At 61.9% G+C, this 17,663-nt stretch carries 17 protein-coding genes and 1 other RNA gene; 11 read left to right on the top strand and 7 right to left on the bottom strand.

What is annotated here, in order from left to right:
- Positions 1–3 precede the first annotated feature (3 nt).
- From AC1DLV_RS01845 to AC1DLV_RS01825, 5 genes are all read right to left on the bottom strand, one after another.
- Positions 4–927 (bottom strand): LysR substrate-binding domain-containing protein, encoded by a 924-nt coding sequence (locus AC1DLV_RS01845; RefSeq protein WP_476799763.1) that lies wholly within the window; start codon positions 925–927, stop codon positions 4–6.
- 257 nt (positions 928–1,184) lie between these two features.
- Positions 1,185–1,508, bottom strand: coding sequence for a YbaB/EbfC family nucleoid-associated protein (locus AC1DLV_RS01840; RefSeq protein ID WP_476785841.1), 324 nt, complete (start codon positions 1,506–1,508; stop codon positions 1,185–1,187).
- 18 nt (positions 1,509–1,526) lie between these two features.
- Positions 1,527–3,350: a DNA polymerase III subunit gamma/tau gene (locus AC1DLV_RS01835; RefSeq protein WP_476799764.1), complete on the bottom strand. Its 1,824-nt coding sequence runs from the start codon at positions 3,348–3,350 to the stop codon at positions 1,527–1,529.
- Positions 3,351–3,467: 117 nt separating this feature from the next.
- Positions 3,468–3,564: signal recognition particle sRNA small type (gene ffs, locus AC1DLV_RS01830), an RNA gene on the bottom strand.
- Positions 3,565–3,639: 75 nt separating this feature from the next.
- Positions 3,640–4,071, bottom strand: coding sequence for an anthrone oxygenase family protein (locus tag AC1DLV_RS01825; protein WP_476799765.1), 432 nt, complete (start codon positions 4,069–4,071; stop codon positions 3,640–3,642).
- A 155-nt stretch (positions 4,072–4,226) separates the two neighbouring features.
- Between AC1DLV_RS01825 and AC1DLV_RS01820 the strand changes: the two genes are divergently transcribed.
- From AC1DLV_RS01820 to AC1DLV_RS01810, 3 genes are all read left to right on the top strand, one after another.
- Positions 4,227–4,646: an HIT domain-containing protein gene (locus tag AC1DLV_RS01820; protein WP_476799766.1), complete on the top strand. Its 420-nt coding sequence runs from the start codon at positions 4,227–4,229 to the stop codon at positions 4,644–4,646.
- 30 nt (positions 4,647–4,676) lie between these two features.
- Positions 4,677–5,618, top strand: coding sequence for an NAD(+) diphosphatase (gene nudC, locus AC1DLV_RS01815; protein WP_476799767.1), 942 nt, complete (start codon positions 4,677–4,679; stop codon positions 5,616–5,618).
- 61 nt (positions 5,619–5,679) lie between these two features.
- Entirely contained in the window at positions 5,680–6,564 is an 885-nt protein-coding gene (locus tag AC1DLV_RS01810; RefSeq protein WP_476799768.1) for a bifunctional helix-turn-helix transcriptional regulator/GNAT family N-acetyltransferase, read from the top strand.
- Positions 6,565–6,636: 72 nt separating this feature from the next.
- On the opposite strand, the gene AC1DLV_RS01805 is transcribed toward AC1DLV_RS01810, so the two are convergent.
- A complete protein-coding gene (locus AC1DLV_RS01805) occupies positions 6,637–7,503 on the bottom strand; it encodes a prephenate dehydratase (protein WP_476799769.1) in 867 nt (288 codons plus the stop codon).
- A gap of 17 nt (positions 7,504–7,520) precedes the next feature.
- On the bottom strand, positions 7,521–8,249 hold the full coding sequence (locus AC1DLV_RS01800; protein WP_476799770.1) for a 3-deoxy-manno-octulosonate cytidylyltransferase: 729 nt from the start codon (positions 8,247–8,249) through the stop codon (positions 7,521–7,523).
- A gap of 198 nt (positions 8,250–8,447) precedes the next feature.
- Between AC1DLV_RS01800 and AC1DLV_RS01795 the strand changes: the two genes are divergently transcribed.
- The 8 genes from AC1DLV_RS01795 (at position 8,448) to AC1DLV_RS01760 (ending at position 17,656) form a co-directional block, all read left to right on the top strand.
- Positions 8,448–9,140 (top strand): c-type cytochrome, encoded by a 693-nt coding sequence (locus AC1DLV_RS01795; RefSeq protein WP_476799771.1) that lies wholly within the window; start codon positions 8,448–8,450, stop codon positions 9,138–9,140.
- A gap of 152 nt (positions 9,141–9,292) precedes the next feature.
- Entirely contained in the window at positions 9,293–11,182 is a 1,890-nt protein-coding gene (locus tag AC1DLV_RS01790) for an extracellular solute-binding protein (protein WP_476799772.1), read from the top strand.
- The gene (locus tag AC1DLV_RS01785) at positions 11,179–13,050 is read left to right on the top strand and encodes an extracellular solute-binding protein (protein WP_476799773.1); all 1,872 of its coding nucleotides are present in this window, start codon (positions 11,179–11,181) and stop codon (positions 13,048–13,050) included. The genes AC1DLV_RS01790 and AC1DLV_RS01785 overlap by 4 nt, the downstream gene beginning before the upstream one ends.
- 45 nt (positions 13,051–13,095) lie before the next feature.
- A complete protein-coding gene (locus tag AC1DLV_RS01780) occupies positions 13,096–14,202 on the top strand; it encodes a microcin C ABC transporter permease YejB (protein ID WP_476799774.1) in 1,107 nt (368 codons plus the stop codon).
- Positions 14,202–15,344: an ABC transporter permease gene (locus tag AC1DLV_RS01775; RefSeq protein ID WP_476799775.1), complete on the top strand. Its 1,143-nt coding sequence runs from the start codon at positions 14,202–14,204 to the stop codon at positions 15,342–15,344. Before AC1DLV_RS01780 ends, AC1DLV_RS01775 begins: the two co-directional genes overlap by 1 nt.
- Before the next feature lie 49 nt (positions 15,345–15,393).
- Entirely contained in the window at positions 15,394–15,642 is a 249-nt protein-coding gene (locus tag AC1DLV_RS01770; protein WP_476799776.1) for a type II toxin-antitoxin system VapB family antitoxin, read from the top strand.
- Positions 15,639–16,031, top strand: coding sequence for a type II toxin-antitoxin system VapC family toxin (locus tag AC1DLV_RS01765; protein ID WP_476799777.1), 393 nt, complete (start codon positions 15,639–15,641; stop codon positions 16,029–16,031). Before AC1DLV_RS01770 ends, AC1DLV_RS01765 begins: the two co-directional genes overlap by 4 nt.
- Positions 16,028–17,656 carry an ABC transporter ATP-binding protein gene (locus AC1DLV_RS01760; RefSeq protein ID WP_476799778.1) on the top strand — a complete coding sequence of 543 codons (1,629 nt, stop codon included), beginning with the start codon at positions 16,028–16,030 and terminating at the stop codon, positions 17,654–17,656. The genes AC1DLV_RS01765 and AC1DLV_RS01760 overlap by 4 nt, the downstream gene beginning before the upstream one ends.
- Positions 17,657–17,663: the final 7 nt, after the last annotated feature.

Raw genomic sequence — 17,663 nt, 5'->3', positions numbered from 1 at the left:
TTGCTAAGACTTCGGCTGCGCCGTTGTTGCAATCTGCCCGAACACCCAGTTGCGAAAGGCTAGAACCTCGGGGTCCTTCCTGCGTTCGGCCGCCACTATCAGCTGATACTGGAGGTCGGAGTTGATCGTCTCCGAAAAGCATCGCGTCAGTTGATTGCTGCGCAGATCATCCGCAACCAGCGACGTGCGGACAAGCGCTATTCCTGCACCTTGCTTGGAAGCAGCCAGCATCTCCGAAAATGTCGCGTAACAAGGCCCGTCATCGAATTCGATGCCCACGGCCTCGCTGTCGGTGCCGGAGACCAGGCCGTACCATCGCCGCCAATCGAGCGCTGTGTGCCTACTTCCCTCGTAGCGCAACAGCTGGGCCGCGCGCAGGGCTCCCCTGGAAGGCAGACTTTCCGCCAGCTCCGGCGAGCAAACAGCGAACTCTTCGTCGGATGTCAGTATTTCGGCACCAGGTTCCTGCGACACGCCTCCCAGCCAAATGGCGACATCGACATCATCCGCGGCAAAACGCGTGCGGCGATACTCGACGACAACGCTCACATCGATATCCGGATGGCTGCTGCAGAAATCAGGCACCCGCGGGACGAGCCACTGGGTTGAGAATTCAGGTGTGGTGGAGATCCTGAGCTGCCCGCGCGCTGACGTCCGGCGCGCACGCTCCAGCAAGTCGGCCAGGGTCTCGATGCTTCGTCCAAGCTCAGGCGCCAATTTCGTTGCCAGGCTGGTCAGTTCAACGCCACGGCGATCCCGCATGAACAAGCGAGCACCTAGCCACGCCTCCAGCTGCGCAACGCTGTGGCTGACCGCCGTCTGCGTCACGCACAACGCCTCGGCGGCCTTGGTGAAGCTCTTCAATTCGGCGACGGCAACAAACGCCCGCAATGTCTGGATCGGTGGGATGGCTGGCGGCTTCTGCATAAGTTTTCCTCATGCAATTGCTGACGAGCATTCATTTTCCAGCCAGAAAATGCTGCGCCAACATGCACCGCATGAAAAACGCGCCGGCCAACATCACGAGAAGAATTGCTTACTGGGTCGTCATGTCAATGGCTAAAATTCTTGGCGCCAAGGCATGCCGATCTAAACATCCGCCCGAGCATCTCAGGTGCGACGTTGGTTTGTCCGAGGCCGAACGGCCCCGGCAATGGCAGGATTATCTCTGAAGTATCAGCTGCTCAGAACGGCAGTTTCATGCCGGGTGGGATCGGCAGGCCGGCGGTCAGCGCCTTGGTCTTTTCCTGCATCGTCGCCTCAACCTTGGCCTTGGCGTCGTTGTGTGCGGCAACGATCAGGTCCTCGAGAATCTCGCCTTCGCCTTCCTTGAGCAGCGACGGGTCGATCTTCAGCGACTTCATTTCCGACTTGCCCGAAAGCGTGACGACAACCATGCCGCCGCCAGACTGGCCGGTGGCTTCGATCAGGGCGACCTCTTCCTGCATGGCCTGCATTTTGGCCTGCATTTCCTTCGCCTTGCTCATCAGGCCCAGCAAATCTTTCATCGTCTTGTTCCTTTCGTCTCAGAACGGATCGTCATCGTCATTGTCCACGCCCGGATCGGGCGGCAACTCGATGTCTGTGTCGATATCGGGTGCATCAGGCGCTGTGGGAAGACGCACGTCGATGATTTTCGCACCGGGAAAGCGCGACAATATCGCCGCCACCGTGGGGTCGGCGCGCGCGTCGGTCAGGGCGACCTCGCGCTTGTTCGCCTCGATCTCGGCGAGCGTTGGCCCGCCCTCCTCGCGCGACAGCGACACCATCCAGTGCCGACCGGTCCAGGCCTTCAGCCTGACCGTCAGGTCGTTGAGAAATGTCCGCGGCGCATCCGCAGTGAGGCTGACCTCGATATGGCCGGGCTCGATGCGGACTGGACGCATGACGCGCCGGATCAGCACCTTGAAGGCCATTTCGCGATTGGATTCGGCGAGGTTCGCGAGTTCGGCGATCGTGCGCACCGGCACGGCATCGACAACCGGTTCGGGCGCGGGGGTCGGTGCGACAAAGGCCGTGGGCGCTGGCGCGCTTTCAACCAAACGCATCGCCTGGCCGCCGCCATTGCTGACCGGCATACGAGCCTGCGACACGGCCGAAGTGCTGGGTCCGCCATTGCCCGCGCCGGGAGCCGCACCACCGTTGCGAGGGCCAGATGATGGCTGCGACGACGCATCGCCCAATGATTTCAGCGCCTCGTCGAGCGTCGGCAGGTCGGCGGCATGCGCCAGCCTGATCAGCACCATTTCGGCGGCACTGACCGGGCGGTTGGACGACTGCACCTCGGGAATGCCCTTGAGCAGCATCTGCCAGGCGCGCGACAACACCCGAATCGACAAGCTCTGTGCGAACTCCGCGCCGCGCTTGCGCTCGTCTTCCGACAGCGAAGCGTCGTCGGCCGCCGACGGCACGAAGCGCAGCCGGGTCACCAGATGGGTGAACTCGGCAAGATCGTTGAGCACCGCCACCGGATCGGCACCGGTGTCGTATTGAGCGCGCAGCTCACCGAGCGCTGCGGCGATGTCGCCCTTCATGATGTTTTCGAACAGGTCGACGACACGGGCACGATCGGCGAGGCCGAGCATGGCGCGCACCGCTTCGGTCGTCACCTTGCCGCCGCCATGGGCAATGGCCTGGTCGAGGATCGACAGCGAATCGCGCGCCGAGCCCTCTGCGGCGCGGGCCACCATGGCCAACGCATCGTCTTCGACAGATATGCCTTCCTGCGCCGAAATATTGCGGAGGTGGCCGACAAGCTTGCCGGCGTCGATGCGGCGCAGGTCGAAGCGCTGGCAGCGCGACAGGACCGTGATCGGCACTTTGCGAATTTCGGTGGTGGCGAAGATGAACTTCACATGCGGAGGCGGCTCTTCAAGCGTCTTCAGCAGGCCGTTGAAGGCCTGCGTCGAGAGCATGTGCACCTCGTCGATGATGTAGACCTTGTAGCGGGCCGAAACGGGGGCATAACGCACGCGGTCGATGATGTCCCTGATGTCGTCGATGCCGGTGTGGGACGCCGCGTCCATCTCGATGACGTCGACATGGCGGCCTTCCATGATCGCCTGGCAATGCTCGCCAAGAACTGTGAGGTCGACCGATGGGCGGTCGATGTCAGCTGTCTTGTAGTTGAGCGCGCGGGCGAGAATGCGGGCAGTGGTGGTCTTGCCGACACCGCGGACGCCGGTCAGCATCCAGGCCTGGGCGATGCGGCCGGAGGAAAACGCGTTGGTCAGCGTCTGGACCATCGGCTCCTGGCCGACGAGTGCTGAGAAATCCGCAGGGCGGTATTTGCGCGCGAGAACGCGGTAGGCGCCGTCCTTGCTCTTTTCAGTCTGTCCGGCTTCGCTCATTCGCCCCGTCGCCCGTTCGTATTGGCGCCCCTGCCTCGACCGCAAAGGGCCGATTCCGCGAAACGAGTTTCGCCCGCACGGCGTAACGCCGTCAATGACGCGGAGAAGGGCGAAGAGGCGGGAGGCTGGAACAATGACCCGTTCCGGGCTCGTTAGGGCTGCTTCCTTCCGGACCTGACCCAGTTGGCGAGTGGATCGTCCACCACCAACCTCCCAGCCTCCATATCGGCAATTGCCGGACGAATTGCAAGAGCCAAGGATGAGCTGCCCCCAACCGCGATCAAATGCCTTAGGAATTGAGCGCCCAGAGATAAGCGAGGGTCGCAGCGCACCCCAAGGCTGTGCGCACCGCGTGCAGCGTCCCCCAGCGCATGATCAATGTCCGGGATACAGGGCCGCCTTCATCGTTGGGAATCGCCTCGATCTTTTTGTTGGTCGGCATGATGGCAAGCATTGTGTAGGGCCAGTTGGCGAGCATGAGCAGCGCGCCGACAACCCATCGCCAATCCGCTGTCAGCCACGCCGCGAGCAGGCCAAGAATGCCCGAGACGGCCGCAAGTGTTGCCTGCATGGTGAAGCCGGCGGCATAGCTGGGTTTCCACTGCGCGAGCAGATTTTTGTCGTCGAGGCCAAGCCGTGCGGGCTGTTCGGCGAAATTGATGTAGAATGCGGCGCCCGCAAAGGCAGCTGAGAGAACCAGGGCAATCTGACCGGCAAACATTGCGCATCTCCGCTGGAATTCTACGCATAACATATCGGCGCTAAGCCGGCGCTTGCCACTGTCCGGTCGGCAAGTTGCGACCTGGCCTTTTTCAATGATTCGCTTGCAGGCGCCGCAGGCAGGCTCTAGCCTTCGCCTGAACAAAGGAAACGCAAATGATGTCGGGCCTCAAGGCTGGGTTTACGCTCGATTCGCGTCTCGACGCCGACAGCGAACCGCTGATGTGGCTCGGCCTTTGCGAATTGCGCGTGATGAACGACCAGCGCTGGCCCTGGCTGGTGCTGGTGCCACAACGCCCTGGCGTCGAGGAAATCCATGACCTGACCCCGCTCGACCAGGCGATGCTGACGTTTGAGAGCAACATGGTCGCGCATGCGCTGAAGCGCACGACCGGGTGCGGCAAGATCAACAGCGGCGCGCTCGGCAACATCGTGCGCCAGCTGCATTTCCACGTCGTCGCCCGCTCCGAGGGCGATCCCGGCTGGCCCGGCCCGGTCTGGGGCCACGGTGTGCGCGAGCCTTATCGCCGCGATGATCTCCACCGGTTTGCCGAGAGCATCAAGTCCGCTCTATAAAAGCGGCCTCAGACCCAGACCGAGTTTCAGATGCCTTTCAGCCTGTTCAGCGCACCGCCGCGTGAAGCCAGCCATTTTCTCGGCTTCGCGGGAAACATCATCGACCGGCAATCGGAAAAGCGCAGCGACGACTCCGCCAGACTGGCGCTGGCCGAGCCCGACGCCAGGCTGCTGCTGATTGCCTCCGGACGGCTGGTGCTCGACTTTGCCGATGGTCCGGCCAATCCTTATTTCACGCTCGCGGCGGCGCAAGCGCTCGGCGCTCAAACCAACGACGCGATCCTGCTCGGCCGAACCGACGGGACAGCCACCCTCGCGGTGCCCGTTACCGCCGAGCCCGAAGGCCTGCCCGACCACTTGAAAGCCGTCGAGTTCCGCTCACTCCTTGCGCAAGGCCTCACCGACAAGGCCGAGCTCGGGGCGCTGGCGCAAGGTGCCGCCCTGCTCGCCTGGCATGCCAATCATCGTTTCTGCGGCCGCTGCGGTGCGCCAACCGAGATGCGGGCCGGCGGCTACAAGCGGCTGTGCACCTCTTGTGGTGCCGAGCATTTCCCGCGCACCGATCCGGTTGCCATCATGCTGACCGTGTCAGGCGACAAGTGCCTGATGGGGCGGGGCCGGCATTTTGCACCGGGCGTTTATTCCGCACTCGCTGGCTTCATCGAACCGGGCGAAACGATCGAAGCAGCCGTACGGCGCGAAACGCTTGAAGAATCAGGCATCCGGCTTGGCCGCGTCGTTTACCACTCAAGCCAGCCCTGGCCGTTTCCATATTCGCTGATGATCGGCTGCTACGGTGAAGCGCTCAACGAGGACATCTCGGCGGATACCGACGAACTGGAAGACTGCCGCTGGTTCTCCCGCGCGGAAGTCCTGCAAATGCTCGACGGTACGCATCCCGGCGAACTCAAGGTGCCGGCGGGCCATGCGATCGCCCATCAGCTGATCCGCACCTGGGCGGAAAACGACTGACGATACCTGACTAAAGTCCGATAAAACTTGCTTTTTTCGCATGCCTGACTATAGTCAGGCAATGGACAAGTCTCTGCAAATCGCCCAGATGCGCAGTTTCAACCGCGCAGTGACCCGCCGCATTGGCGCACTGGAAGACAGCTATCTCAGCCGCGGGCGCCCGCTCAGTGAGGCACGGCTCATTTTCGAGATTGGGCCGGAAGGTGCGGGGCTTGGCGTCCTCCGCTCCCGGCTTGGGCTGGACTCGGGCTACCTCAGCCGCATGTTGCGTTCGCTTGAGGCACAGGGCCTCGTCTGTGTCGTCAAACTCGACGGCGACGCCCGCAGCCGCCACGCTACGCTGACCGACAAAGGCCGCGCAGAGCACGCCGCCTACGACGCCCTGTCGGACGACCTGGCGAACTCCATTCTCAAACCGCTTTCCGAGTCAGCGCGAGATCGCCTCGTTGCGGCGATGACAGAGGTTGAGCGCCTGCTTGCCGCGGCGTCGATCACGGTCGAACAGGAAGCCCCCAATACTGCCGACGCGCGTCAATGCCTGGCGCATTATTTCGACGAACTCGCCGCGCGCTTCGAAGAAGGGTTCGACCAGGCCAAGGGCAACACGACCACGGAGGACGAGTTCATCCCTCCCCGTGGCAGTTTCGTGATCGCCCGCCTTGATGGAAATCCCGTAGGCTGCGCGGCGCTGCGCATGGTCGATGCCACCACTGCGGAGATCAAGCGGATGTGGGTCGCGCCCTCCGCGCGCGGGCTTGGCGTTGCCGGACGCATTCTGCACGAGCTCGAGGCGATGGCACCGGGTTTGGGCGCGAAGACAGTGTGCCTCGACACCAACCGCGCGCTCAAAGAGGCGCAGTCTCTCTACAGGCGTGAAGGGTACCGGGAAGTTGCCCGCTTCAACGACAATCCCTACGCCGACCACTGGTTCGAAAAACGCCTGTAGAAGCGCTTAACAGCCGGATCGAATCGTTCCGCAGCGGTTCCGGCGGGCACGCCGGAACCGAGCGCGGCCAACTTAGTCGCCGTTGTTTTGCGTGCCGCGGAACTCGTTTGCTTCGTAGACGCCAAGGATGCGGACTTCACGGGTGAAGAAGCGCAGCTCCTCCAGTGCGAGCGCCACCAGCCGGTCGTCGGGATGGCCTTCGATGTCGGAATAGAACTGGGTCGCGGTGAATTCGCCGCCGAGCTGATAGCTCTCCAGCTTGGTCATGTTGACGCCGTTGGTGGCAAAGCCGCCCATCGCCTTGTAGAGCGCTGCCGGCACGTTGCGGACACGGAAGACGAAGGTGGTCATCATCTTGGTGTCGGGATTGGTGCGCTCGGCCCAGCTTTTTCCCTTCGACAAAACAACGAAGCGGGTGATGTTGTTTTCGGTGTCCTCGACGTTCTCTTCGAGGATGTCGAGACCGTAGAGCGAGGACGCCAGGCGCGGCGCAAGTGCGGCCATCGTCCGGTCCTTGACCTCCGCGACAAACTTGGCAGCTCCAGCGGTGTCGCCGGCCACTACCGGCTTCCAGCTGTTCTTGCGGATGTATTTGCGGCACTGGCCGAGCGCATGGATATGGCTGTGCACGGTCTTGATCTCGGAGCGCTTGACGCCCGGCAGCACCATCAGCTGGAAATGGATCGGCAGGAAATATTCGCCGACGATGTGCAGCTTGGATTCCGGCAGCAGGTGGTGGATGTCGGCAACGCGGCCGGCGATGGTGTTTTCGATCGGGATCATCGCCAGGGCGGCCTTGCCGGTCTCGACCGCATTAAATGCGTCCTCAAAGGTCGGGCACGGCAACGGCTCCATATCGGGATAGACGTTGCGGCAGGCGGTGTCGGAATTGGCACCCTGCTCGCCCTGGAAGGCAATCTTGTTGGTCGTGGTCGGCATGGCTGGCCTGTCTTTGTCTATTTCGAGAGAAGTTCGCGAGCGCGTTCGAGATGTTCCGGCGTATCAACGCCCAGCGGCACCGTATCGACGATTTCGACGTCGATGCGCATGCCGGCCTCCAGCGCCCGCAGCTGTTCGAGCCGCTCGCGCTTTTCGAGCGGCGACGGGCCAAGCCCGACAAAGCGCTCAAGCGCCGCACGGCGGTAAACATAAAGCCCGACGTGATGATAGAGCGGGCCGTCGCCCCAAGGTGCCGTTGCGCGGGTAAAATAAAGCGCCCTCAGCCGCTGCACCGACAACGGCGAGCCGATGATCTTGGGGACGTTCGGGTCGACTTTTTCTTCCTGTCGGGTGATCTCGACGCCAAGCGTGGAAATGTCGACCGCCGCTTCTTCCAACGGCCGCAGCGCGGCTTGAATGATCGCCGGATCGATGGTCGGCAGGTCGCCCTGGACGTTGACGACAATCTCGACCTCGCCCTTGGGATCGAGCTTGGTCAAGGCCTCGAAGATACGATCGGAACCCGACTCATGGTCGGCGCGCGTCATCACCGCCTCGAAGCCATGCGCCCGCACGGCATCCGCCACCGCATCCGTGTCGGTCGCCACAACGACCCGGCCCAGCCCGCTTTCAGAAGCGCGCGCTGCGACATGGACGATCATCGGACGGCCAGCGATATCGGCCAAAGGCTTGCCCGGCAAGCGTGTCGAGGCCATACGGGCGGGGATCAGGACAAGGGTGGACATGGCTGCACGGCTGCTTCTAAATGGCTTTGGAAAGTGTCAAAACGTCTCACTGGAAGCGCCCTTATAGGTGTTGCAACCGGCAAGCAAAAGACCTAGTTTCCGCGCGATTTGACCCGGTCCGCCGGGCTATAGACTTTACCGACAAACGGCAGCGGTCGCAGAGGATGGCGATCGACCGGATAAGGGAGCCAGGGGCGTATGGACTCATTCGAAATGAACAAGGTACTTGGCGGCCTGCTGGGTACTGCCTTTGTGGTGTTCTCCATCTCGCTCGTGTCGGACGCGATCTTCGCATCGCCCGCCCCGGAAAAGCCGGGTTTCGCCATCGAAGCGGCTGAAGAAGGTGGCGCGGCTGCCGGTGGCGGCGAAGCTGCTGCTGCTGCTGTGCCGATCGCTCAGTTGCTCGCCAGCGCCAATGCCGAAGCTGGTGCTGCCGTGTTCAAGAAGTGCACCGCCTGCCATTCCATCGAAAAGGGCGGCCCCAACAAGGTCGGTCCGGATCTTTGGGGCGTAGTGAACCGTCCAATGGCCTCGCATGAAGGCTTCGCCTATTCCGGCGCGATGAAGGAATTCTCGGAAGGCGGCAAGGTCGTGTGGGATTTCGAACACCTCAACCACTTCCTGACGTCGCCGAAGGGCTACATCAAGGGCACAGCGATGGGCTTCGCCGGCATCAAGAAGGATGACGAGCGCGCCAATCTGATCGCCTATCTGAATTCGCAGTCGGACAGCCCGGCGCCGCTGCCCGCAGCAGACGCTGCTCCTGCGGCACAGCCCGCAGCGGCTCCGGCTGGTGCTGCTCCCGCCGTCGAAGGTGCTGCTCCTGCCGCTCCCGCAGGTGCTGCTCCGGCCGCCCCGGCAGAAGGTGCGCCGGCTCCGGCCGCTCACTAACAAATTTGTCATTTTCGCATCTTGAAAAAGCCGGGTTTAGCCCGGCTTTTTTGTTGCCTGGCGCAACATGCGACGACAATTGTCTAACGTGTGGTTTCCATGCGCCGTGAATGAATTAGAGTGTCCGAGTATACCGGGCCAAGGGGATATTCATGAAGGCTTGCCTGAGCAGGGTTTTTGCAGCCGCCGGCATCGCAGCGGCTCTTCTGTCGGGCACCTGGCTGCCTGCAAGCGCGCAGGACGCCGGAGAATGGCACAAGACCTCGTCGCTGATCGGCACCTCGAAATATGGCGAGGACTTCAAGCAGTACGACTACGTCAATCCGAACGCGCCCAAGGGCGGCACGCTGAGTTCGACGACGTTCGGCACTTTCGATAGCTTCAACCCATTCATCGTCAACGGCACGCCTGCGGCTGGCTTCACCTATTTCGGCGGCCTGCTCTACGACACGCTGATGCAGCAGGCGACCGACGAGTCGAGCACCAGCCACCCGCTGATCGCCGACGCCTACAAGTATCCTGCCGATTACTCTTCAGCGACATATCGGATCGATGCCCGCGCAAAGTGGCATGACGGCAAGCCGATCACGGCGGAAGACGTCGTCTGGTCGCTGAACACGTTGAAGCAAATCAACCCGCTCTACAGCAAATATTTCGCCAATGTGACCGAGGCAGTGGCCATATCCGACCGCGAGGTCGAGTTCCGCTTTAACCAGAAGGGAAATCGCGAACTGCCCCACATCATCGGTGACCTTGCCGTGCTGCCGAAGCATTGGTGGGAGGGCACGGACGCTTCCGGCAAAAAGCGTGACATCGGCAAGGGCACGCTGGAGCCGCCGCTCGGCTCGGGTGCTTACAAGATCGAGAGCTTCAAGCCAGGCTCCGAGATCGTCTGGGCGCGTGTGCCCGATTATTGGGCGGCTGATGTGGCGGTCAATGTCGGGCGCAACAATTTCGACAAGCGCCGCTACATCTATTTCATGGACCAGGACGCCGAATGGCAGGCCTTCACCAAGGGTGGATTTGAAGACATCCGCCTTGAGAACCGCTCGCAGCGCTGGGCCACCGGTTACAATTTCCCAGCCTTCACGGCCGGCGATGTTATCAAAAAGGAATTCGACAAGACCTCAGGCGCGCCGATGCAGGGCTTCGTGCTCAACACGCGTCGCCCGCAATTCCAGGATCGCCGCGTGCGCGAAGCACTTACCAAGGCTTTCGATTTCGAAAGCATGAACCGCACACTGTTTTACGATTCCTACGTGCGCACCGACAGCTACTTCAAGGGCGGCGACCTCGCATCCAGCGGCGTTCCGCAGGGCAAGGAGCTCGAAATCCTCGAAAAGTATCGCGACAAGCTGCCGCCTGAGCTGTTCACGACACCGTTCAAGCTCCCGGTCTACGACACGCCGCAATCGTTCCGCGAAAACCTACGCTCGGCTTCGCAACTGTTCAAGGAAGCGGGTTGGGTCAATCGTGGCGGCAAGCTTGTCAGCGAAAAAACTGGCGAGCAATTCAAGATCGAATTCCTCGGCAACGACCCTACCGACGAGCGCGTCACCGCGCCTTTCATCGACAATCTGCGCAAGCTCGGCATCGATGCCACGCTCAGGATCGTCGACGTCAGCCAGTATGTGAGCCGCGTCAATCAGTTCGACTATGACGTGATGACCACGGTCATTGCCCAGACGCAGTCGCCGGGCAACGAGCAGCGCGATTTCTGGAGTTCGAAGGCCGCAGCTACGCCGGGGTCACGCAACTATGCCGGCATCAAGGACCCTGTGATCGACGAACTGATCGATGGCGTCATCTTCGCCGACAACCGCGAGGATCTCGTCGTCGCCACCCACGCACTCGATCGCGTGCTGCTCTGGAACTACTACATCGTTCCGCAGTGGCATCTGCCGAAGGTGCGGACGGCCTACTGGAACAAGTTCGGCATTCCCGAAAAACAGCCGGCCTATCTCGGCGTCGATCCCGATTCCTGGTGGATCGACAAGGACAAGGAAGCCGCGCTGGCCGCCAAGTACAAGGGAGCCAATTGAGCCCGCGCCTGCCCCGTCGCGATTTCCTGGCGCTTGGTGCGGCGGCTGCCGTCGCACCTTTGCTGCCGGGGCGCGTTTTCGCCGCAAGCCCGACCGGCACCGGGCTGCATGGCCTGTCGGCCTTCGGCGAGCTGAAATACGGGCCTGACTTCACGCATTTCGAGTTCGTGAATGTCGATGCGCCCAAGGGCGGCACCTTCAACTTCTCGCCGAACTACTGGTACTTCAACCAGAGCCCGCAGACCTTCAACACGCTCAACACCTTCGTCGCCCGCGGCGACGCGCCACCGCGCATGGAGCTTTGCTACGATTCGCTAATGGTGCGGGCGATCGACGAGCCCGATGCGATCTACGGGCTGCTGGCGCAGTCGGTGACCATTTCCGACGACCGCAACAGCTTCGATTTCGCGCTCAGGCCCGAAGCGCGTTTCAACGACGGCACGCCTTTCACCGCCGAGGATGCGGCTTATGCCTTCAAGCTGTTCAAGAAGGACGGCCATCCCAGCCTTCTTCTGCCGCTCAGCCACCTGACGGAAGCCGTGGCGGTCGACGCCCACACGCTGCGGCTCAGCTTCGACGGCAAGCAATCGGACCGCACGATCCTCGACATCGCGACCTATCCGATCCCAGCCAAGTCTTTCTTCGAGGCCAATCCCTTCGATGCCTCCCAGATGAAGGCGCCGCTGGGGTCAGGTCCATACAAGGTCGGCCGCGTCTCGCCTGGCCAGACAATCGAATATGAGCGGGTGCCCGACTATTGGGGCCGCGACCTGCCGGTCAATCGCGGTCTCTACAATTTCGACCGCATCCGCATCGAGTTCTACCAAGACAGGCAGGCCGCCTTCGAGGCGTTCAAGAAGGGCGACATCGCCTATCGCCAGGAATTCACCGCACGCATCTGGGCCACCGGCTATGACTTTCCAGCCTTCACCGCCGGCAAGGTGGTCAAGCGCGAATTCCCCAGCGAAAAACGCCCGATGATGCAGGCAACCGCGCTCAACCAGCGGCGCGAGCGCTTTCGCGATCCGCGCGTGCGCCGGGCCATTGCGCTGTGCTTCGACTTCGAATGGACAAACCGCAATCTGTTCTACGGCGCATACGAACGCTCGCAATCGACCTTCGAAAAATCGGCCTATCGCGCCGAGGGCCTGCCCACACCCGCCGAACTGGCGCTACTCGAACCTTTCCGCAGCCGCCTTCCTGACGAGGCTTTCGGCGAGGCCGTGCTGCAGCCGCCCTCCGACGGTTCGGGCCGCGACCGCAAGCTGTTGGGACAAGCCTCGAAGCTGCTGGCGGATGCCGGTTGGGCGCGCAAGGACGGCAGCTTGCGCAATTCCAAGGGCGAGCCGCTGACGCTCGAAATCCTGGTCGACGACGACGCATTTGTTCGCGTGTTTTCGCCCTGGATCGAGAATATGCGGGCGATCGGCATCGATGCATCGGCGCGCATGGTCGACTCGACGCAATACCAGGCGCGGAAGACCAGTTTCGACTTCGACGCGATTGTCATGGCCGTGTCCTTTTCGGCAACACCCAGCCGCGACGAGATCGACGGGCTGTTTCATTCCCGCGCCGCCAACATGCAGGGCTCGACCAACCTGCCCGGCACCGCCGACCCGGCAATCGATGCGCTGGTCGACGCCGTGGGTGCGGCCAAGGATCGCGAAGCGCTCACAGTTGCCATGCGCGCGCTCGACCGGGCCTTGCGTGCCCGGCTAGACTGGATTCCAAATTGGTTTTCGGCGAATCACCGCGCCGCATTCTGGGATATGTTCGGCTATAAGGAGCCGAAACCGGATTTCGGCTTCCCCGTCGAGGCTATGTGGTGGTTCGACAAGGACAAGGCTGCACGTATTGGCAAGACCTGAGATTTCTGCCCCTGACTCTTTGCTCCGTCTGAGGAGCCTTGCCTGATGGGCGCCTATATCCTCCGTCGCATCCTTTTGATGATACCGACCCTGTTCGGCATCATGGCGATCTCGTTCGCCGTCGTCCAGTTCGCGCCCGGCGGTCCGGTCGAGCAGGTCATCGCCAAGCTGACCGGCCAAGGCGGCGACGCCGGCGACCGGCTCTCCGGCGGCGGCGGCGATGTCGGTGGCGGCAACACTTTCGACGCCGCTGGCAGCGAAGGCTCGTCCAAATATCGTGGCGCCCAAGGCCTCGACCCCGAATTCATCGCCAAGCTCGAAAAGCAGTTCGGCTTCGACAAGCCGCCGCTCGAACGCTTCGGCATGATGTTGTGGAACTATGCCCGCTTCGATTTCGGCGACAGCTATTTCCGCGACATTTCGGTGCTCGACCTGATCATCTCGAAGATGCCGGTGTCGATCTCGCTCGGCATCTGGATCACGCTGTTGTCCTACCTCATCTCGATCCCGCTCGGCATCCGCAAGGCGGTCAAGGATGGTTCGACCTTCGACATCTGGACCAGCGGCGTCATCATCGTCGGCTACGCCATCCCGGCCTTCCTGTTCGCCATCCTTTTGATGGTGCTGTTTGCCGGTGGCTCGTTCTTCGACTGGTTCCCGCTGCGCGGCCTGACCTCGGAGAATTTCAGCGAACTGTCGCTCGGCGGCAAGGTGCTCGATTATCTCTGGCACGTCACCCTGCCGCTGGCGGCACTGGTGCTGTCGGCCTTCGCCACGACCACGCTTTTGACCAAGAACTCGTTCCTGGACGAGATCCGCAAGCAATATGTGGTGACTGCCCGCGCCAAAGGGCTTTCGCAGCGCCAGGTGCTCTACGGCCACGTCTTCCGCAATGCCATGCTGATCGTCATCGCCGGCTTCCCCGGCGCCTTCATCTCGGCCTTCTTCACTGGCTCGCTCCTGATCGAAAACATCTTCTCGCTCGATGGCCTCGGCCTGCTCGGCTTCCGTTCGGTGCTCGACCGCGATTATCCGGTGGTCTTCGCCAATCTCTACATCTTCTCGCTGATGGGGCTGTTCGTCGGGCTGATCTCCGACCTGACCTACACCTGGATCGACCCACGCATCGATTTCGAGCGGAGGGACGTCTGATGTCGGCGACAGATACGGTTGCCGCTCCGGTCAAGCGGCCCTGGCTCTCGCCGATCAACAAGCGGCGCTGGCAGAGTTTTCGAGCCAACCGGCGCGGCTACTGGTCACTGTGGCTCTTCCTCGTCCTGTTCGGGCTGTCGCTGGTTTCCGAATTCATCGCCAACGACCGGCCGATTCTGATCCGTTTCAAGGGCGAGTTCTTCTCGCCGATCATGCGGGACTATGGCGAAGAGACCTTCCTCGGCGATGAGGGCTTCTTGCCCATCACCGACTACCGCATGGCGGTGGTGCAGGAGGCAATCGCTGCCAATGGCTGGATGATCTGGCCGCCGGTCCGCTATTCCTATCGCACCACCAACAACGAGATACCTGAGGCAGCACCGGCCAAGCCGTCCTGGATGTACCCCAAGGAGGTGCGTTGCCAGCGCTATCCGCAAGGGGTCGACGATCCCAATTGCACCATCGGCAACTGGAACTGGCTCGGCACCGATGACCAGGCCCGCGACGTCCTGGCGCGTGTGATCTACGGCTTCCGCATTTCGGTGCTGTTCGGCCTGATCCTGACCGTCGGCTCGGCATTGATCGGCGTCTCGGCAGGCGCCATGCAGGGCTATTTCGGCGGCTGGACTGATCTTTTGTTCCAGCGCTTCATCGAAATCTGGTCGGCGATCCCGGTGCTCTATCTGCTGCTGATCATCGCTGCCGTGCTGCCGCCCGGCTTCTTCATCCTGCTTGGGCTGATGCTGCTGTTTTCCTGGGTAGCGCTGGTCGGCGTCGTGCGCGCCGAGTTCCTGCGCGCGCGCAATTTCGAATATGTGAATGCGGCGCGCGCGCTCGGCGTGCCCAACCGCACGATCATCTTCCGCCACCTGTTGCCCAACGCCATGGTGGCAACGCTAACCTTCTTACCCTTCATCCTCAACAGCTCGATCTCGACGCTGACCTCGCTCGACTTCCTCGGCTTCGGCCTGCCGCCCGGCTCGGCTTCGCTCGGCGAATTGCTCAAGCAAGGCCAGCGCAACCTCAACGCGCCCTGGCTCGGCCTGTCAGGTTTCGTGGTGATCTCGCTGATGCTGTCGCTGCTGATCTTCGTCGGCGAAGCCACCCGCGACGCCTTCGACCCAAGGAAGACGTTCAAGTGAGCTTGGATCTATGGTATAATTTCTTATGTTTTCTACCATGGAGACAAACATGGGCATGAACATCAAGAATGCGACCGTCGAGCGGCTGGCCAAGGAACTCGCCGCCGAGACCGGCGAGACGATGACGTCGGCCATTCAGGCTGCGCTCGAGGAACGGCTTGAACGCCTGCGCCATGACAGGGGTGTGGCAGAGAAGAAGCGTCGGTTGCGTGAAATCCTGGATTCGTTGCCGCCGCCACCTCCTGGCGTGACCAGTGACCATTCGGACTTTTATGATGAATTCGGATTGCCGAAATGATCGTCGACGCTTCGGCAATCCTGGCAATTCTGCTCAAGGAACCAGAAGAATATCGCTTCGCTGATGTTCTGACCGAACAGGCCGACACAGTCGTCTTGTCTCCGGTCAACTATCTGGAGGTCGCCCTTCGGGTCGATCGCGGAGACATGGCGGTCGCCTCTGACAAGTTGGACCAAATCATCGCCAGCATGAATGTAAGGCTTGTCGACATCACGCCAGACCAGGCCCGTCTCGCCCGCGAAGCATACAAGCAATTCGGCAAGGGCAACCATCCAGCCAAGCTCAACCTCGGCGACTGCTTTGCTTATGCGCTTGCCAAGGCGCGCCGGGAGCCGCTTCTTTTCAAAGGCGACGATTTTCGCATGACCGACATCGAGGCCGCCATTTGACCTCCCCCCTCCTTTCCGTTCAGGACCTGTCCGTTGCCTTCAGCCAGGGTGGTTTGACGACGACCGCAGTCGACCACATCTCCTTCGATATCGCCAAGGGCGAGACAGTGGCGCTGGTCGGCGAATCAGGATCCGGCAAATCGGTCTCCGCCCTTTCGGTGCTCAAGCTGCTGCCCTACCCGCCGGCTAGCCACCCGTCAGGACGGATGATGTTCGGCGGACAGGACCTGCTGGCGCTCGACGAAAACGCGTTACGCAAGGTGCGCGGCAACAAGATCACCATGATCTTCCAGGAGCCGATGACCTCGCTCAACCCGCTGCACACGATCGAGCGGCAGATCGTCGAGGTGCTTTCGTTGCACCAGGGCATGGGCGATAGGCAGGCGCGGGCACGCACGCTCGAATTGCTCGAAGAGGTCGGCATCCGCGAGCCTCAGAAGCGGCTCGACGCCTATCCGCACCAGCTCTCCGGTGGCCAGCGCCAGCGCGTAATGATCGCCATGGCGCTCGCCAACGAGCCCGAACTTCTGATCGCCGACGAGCCGACAACCGCACTCGACGTGACGGTGCAGGCACAGATCCTTGAGCTGCTTGCCAAGCTGAAGTCCCGCAAGGGCATGTCGATGCTGTTCATCACCCACGACCTCGGCATCGTCAGGCGCATTGCCGACCGCGTCTGCGTGATGACACGCGGGCAGATCGTCGAAACGGGACCGACGCAGGAGATCTTCGACAACCCGCAGCACAGCTACACCCGCCATCTGCTTGCCGCCGAGCCGAAGGGCAAGCCGCCGGCAGCCAATGCCTCGGCCAAGACGGTGATGTCAGGCACTGACGTGAAGGTGTGGTTTCCGATCAAGCAAGGTTTCTTCCGCAAGACCGTCGATCATGTGAAGGCCGTCGACGGCATCGATATTGCCGTGCGCGCCGGCCAGACCGTCGGCGTGGTCGGCGAATCCGGCTCGGGCAAGACCACACTCGGGCTTGCTCTCACCCGCATGATCTCATCGCAAGGCAGGATCGACTTCGACGGTCGCGAGATCGACAAGCTGACCTTCAATGCAATGCGGCCGCTGCGTCGCGAGATGCAGATCGTGTTCCAGGACCCGTTCGGCTCGCTCAGCCCGCGCATGTCGATTGCCGACATCATTGAAGAAGGTCTTAAGATCCACGAACCCGGGCTCAAGGCAGCCCAACGTGACGCTGCAGTTGTCGACGTGCTGCGCGAAGTTGGCCTCGATCCCGAGACGCGCTTCCGTTATCCGCACGAATTTTCAGGAGGCCAGCGCCAGCGTGTCGCCATTGCCCGCGCCATGGTCCTCAAACCGCGCTTTGTCATGCTCGATGAGCCGACCTCGGCACTCGACATGAGCGTGCAGGCGCAGGTGGTCGACCTTTTGCGCAGCCTGCAGACTAAGCATGACCTCGCCTACCTGTTCATCAGCCACGACCTCAAGGTGGTGCGCGCACTTGCCAATGACGTCATCGTGATGCGCAACGGCAAGGTGGTCGAGGCGGGATCCTCCGAGCAGATTTTCGAGCGACCGCAGACGGATTACACTCGCGCGCTGATCTCTGCGGCATTCAAGATCGAAACCGCACCGACAGGTGTGGTCAGCGAATAGCATCAAG

This window comes from Aminobacter sp. 01T433, assembly GCF_056398585.1.
The sequence above is the reverse complement of the archived record's forward strand: the minus strand, read 5'-3'. Positions and strand labels throughout refer to the sequence as shown.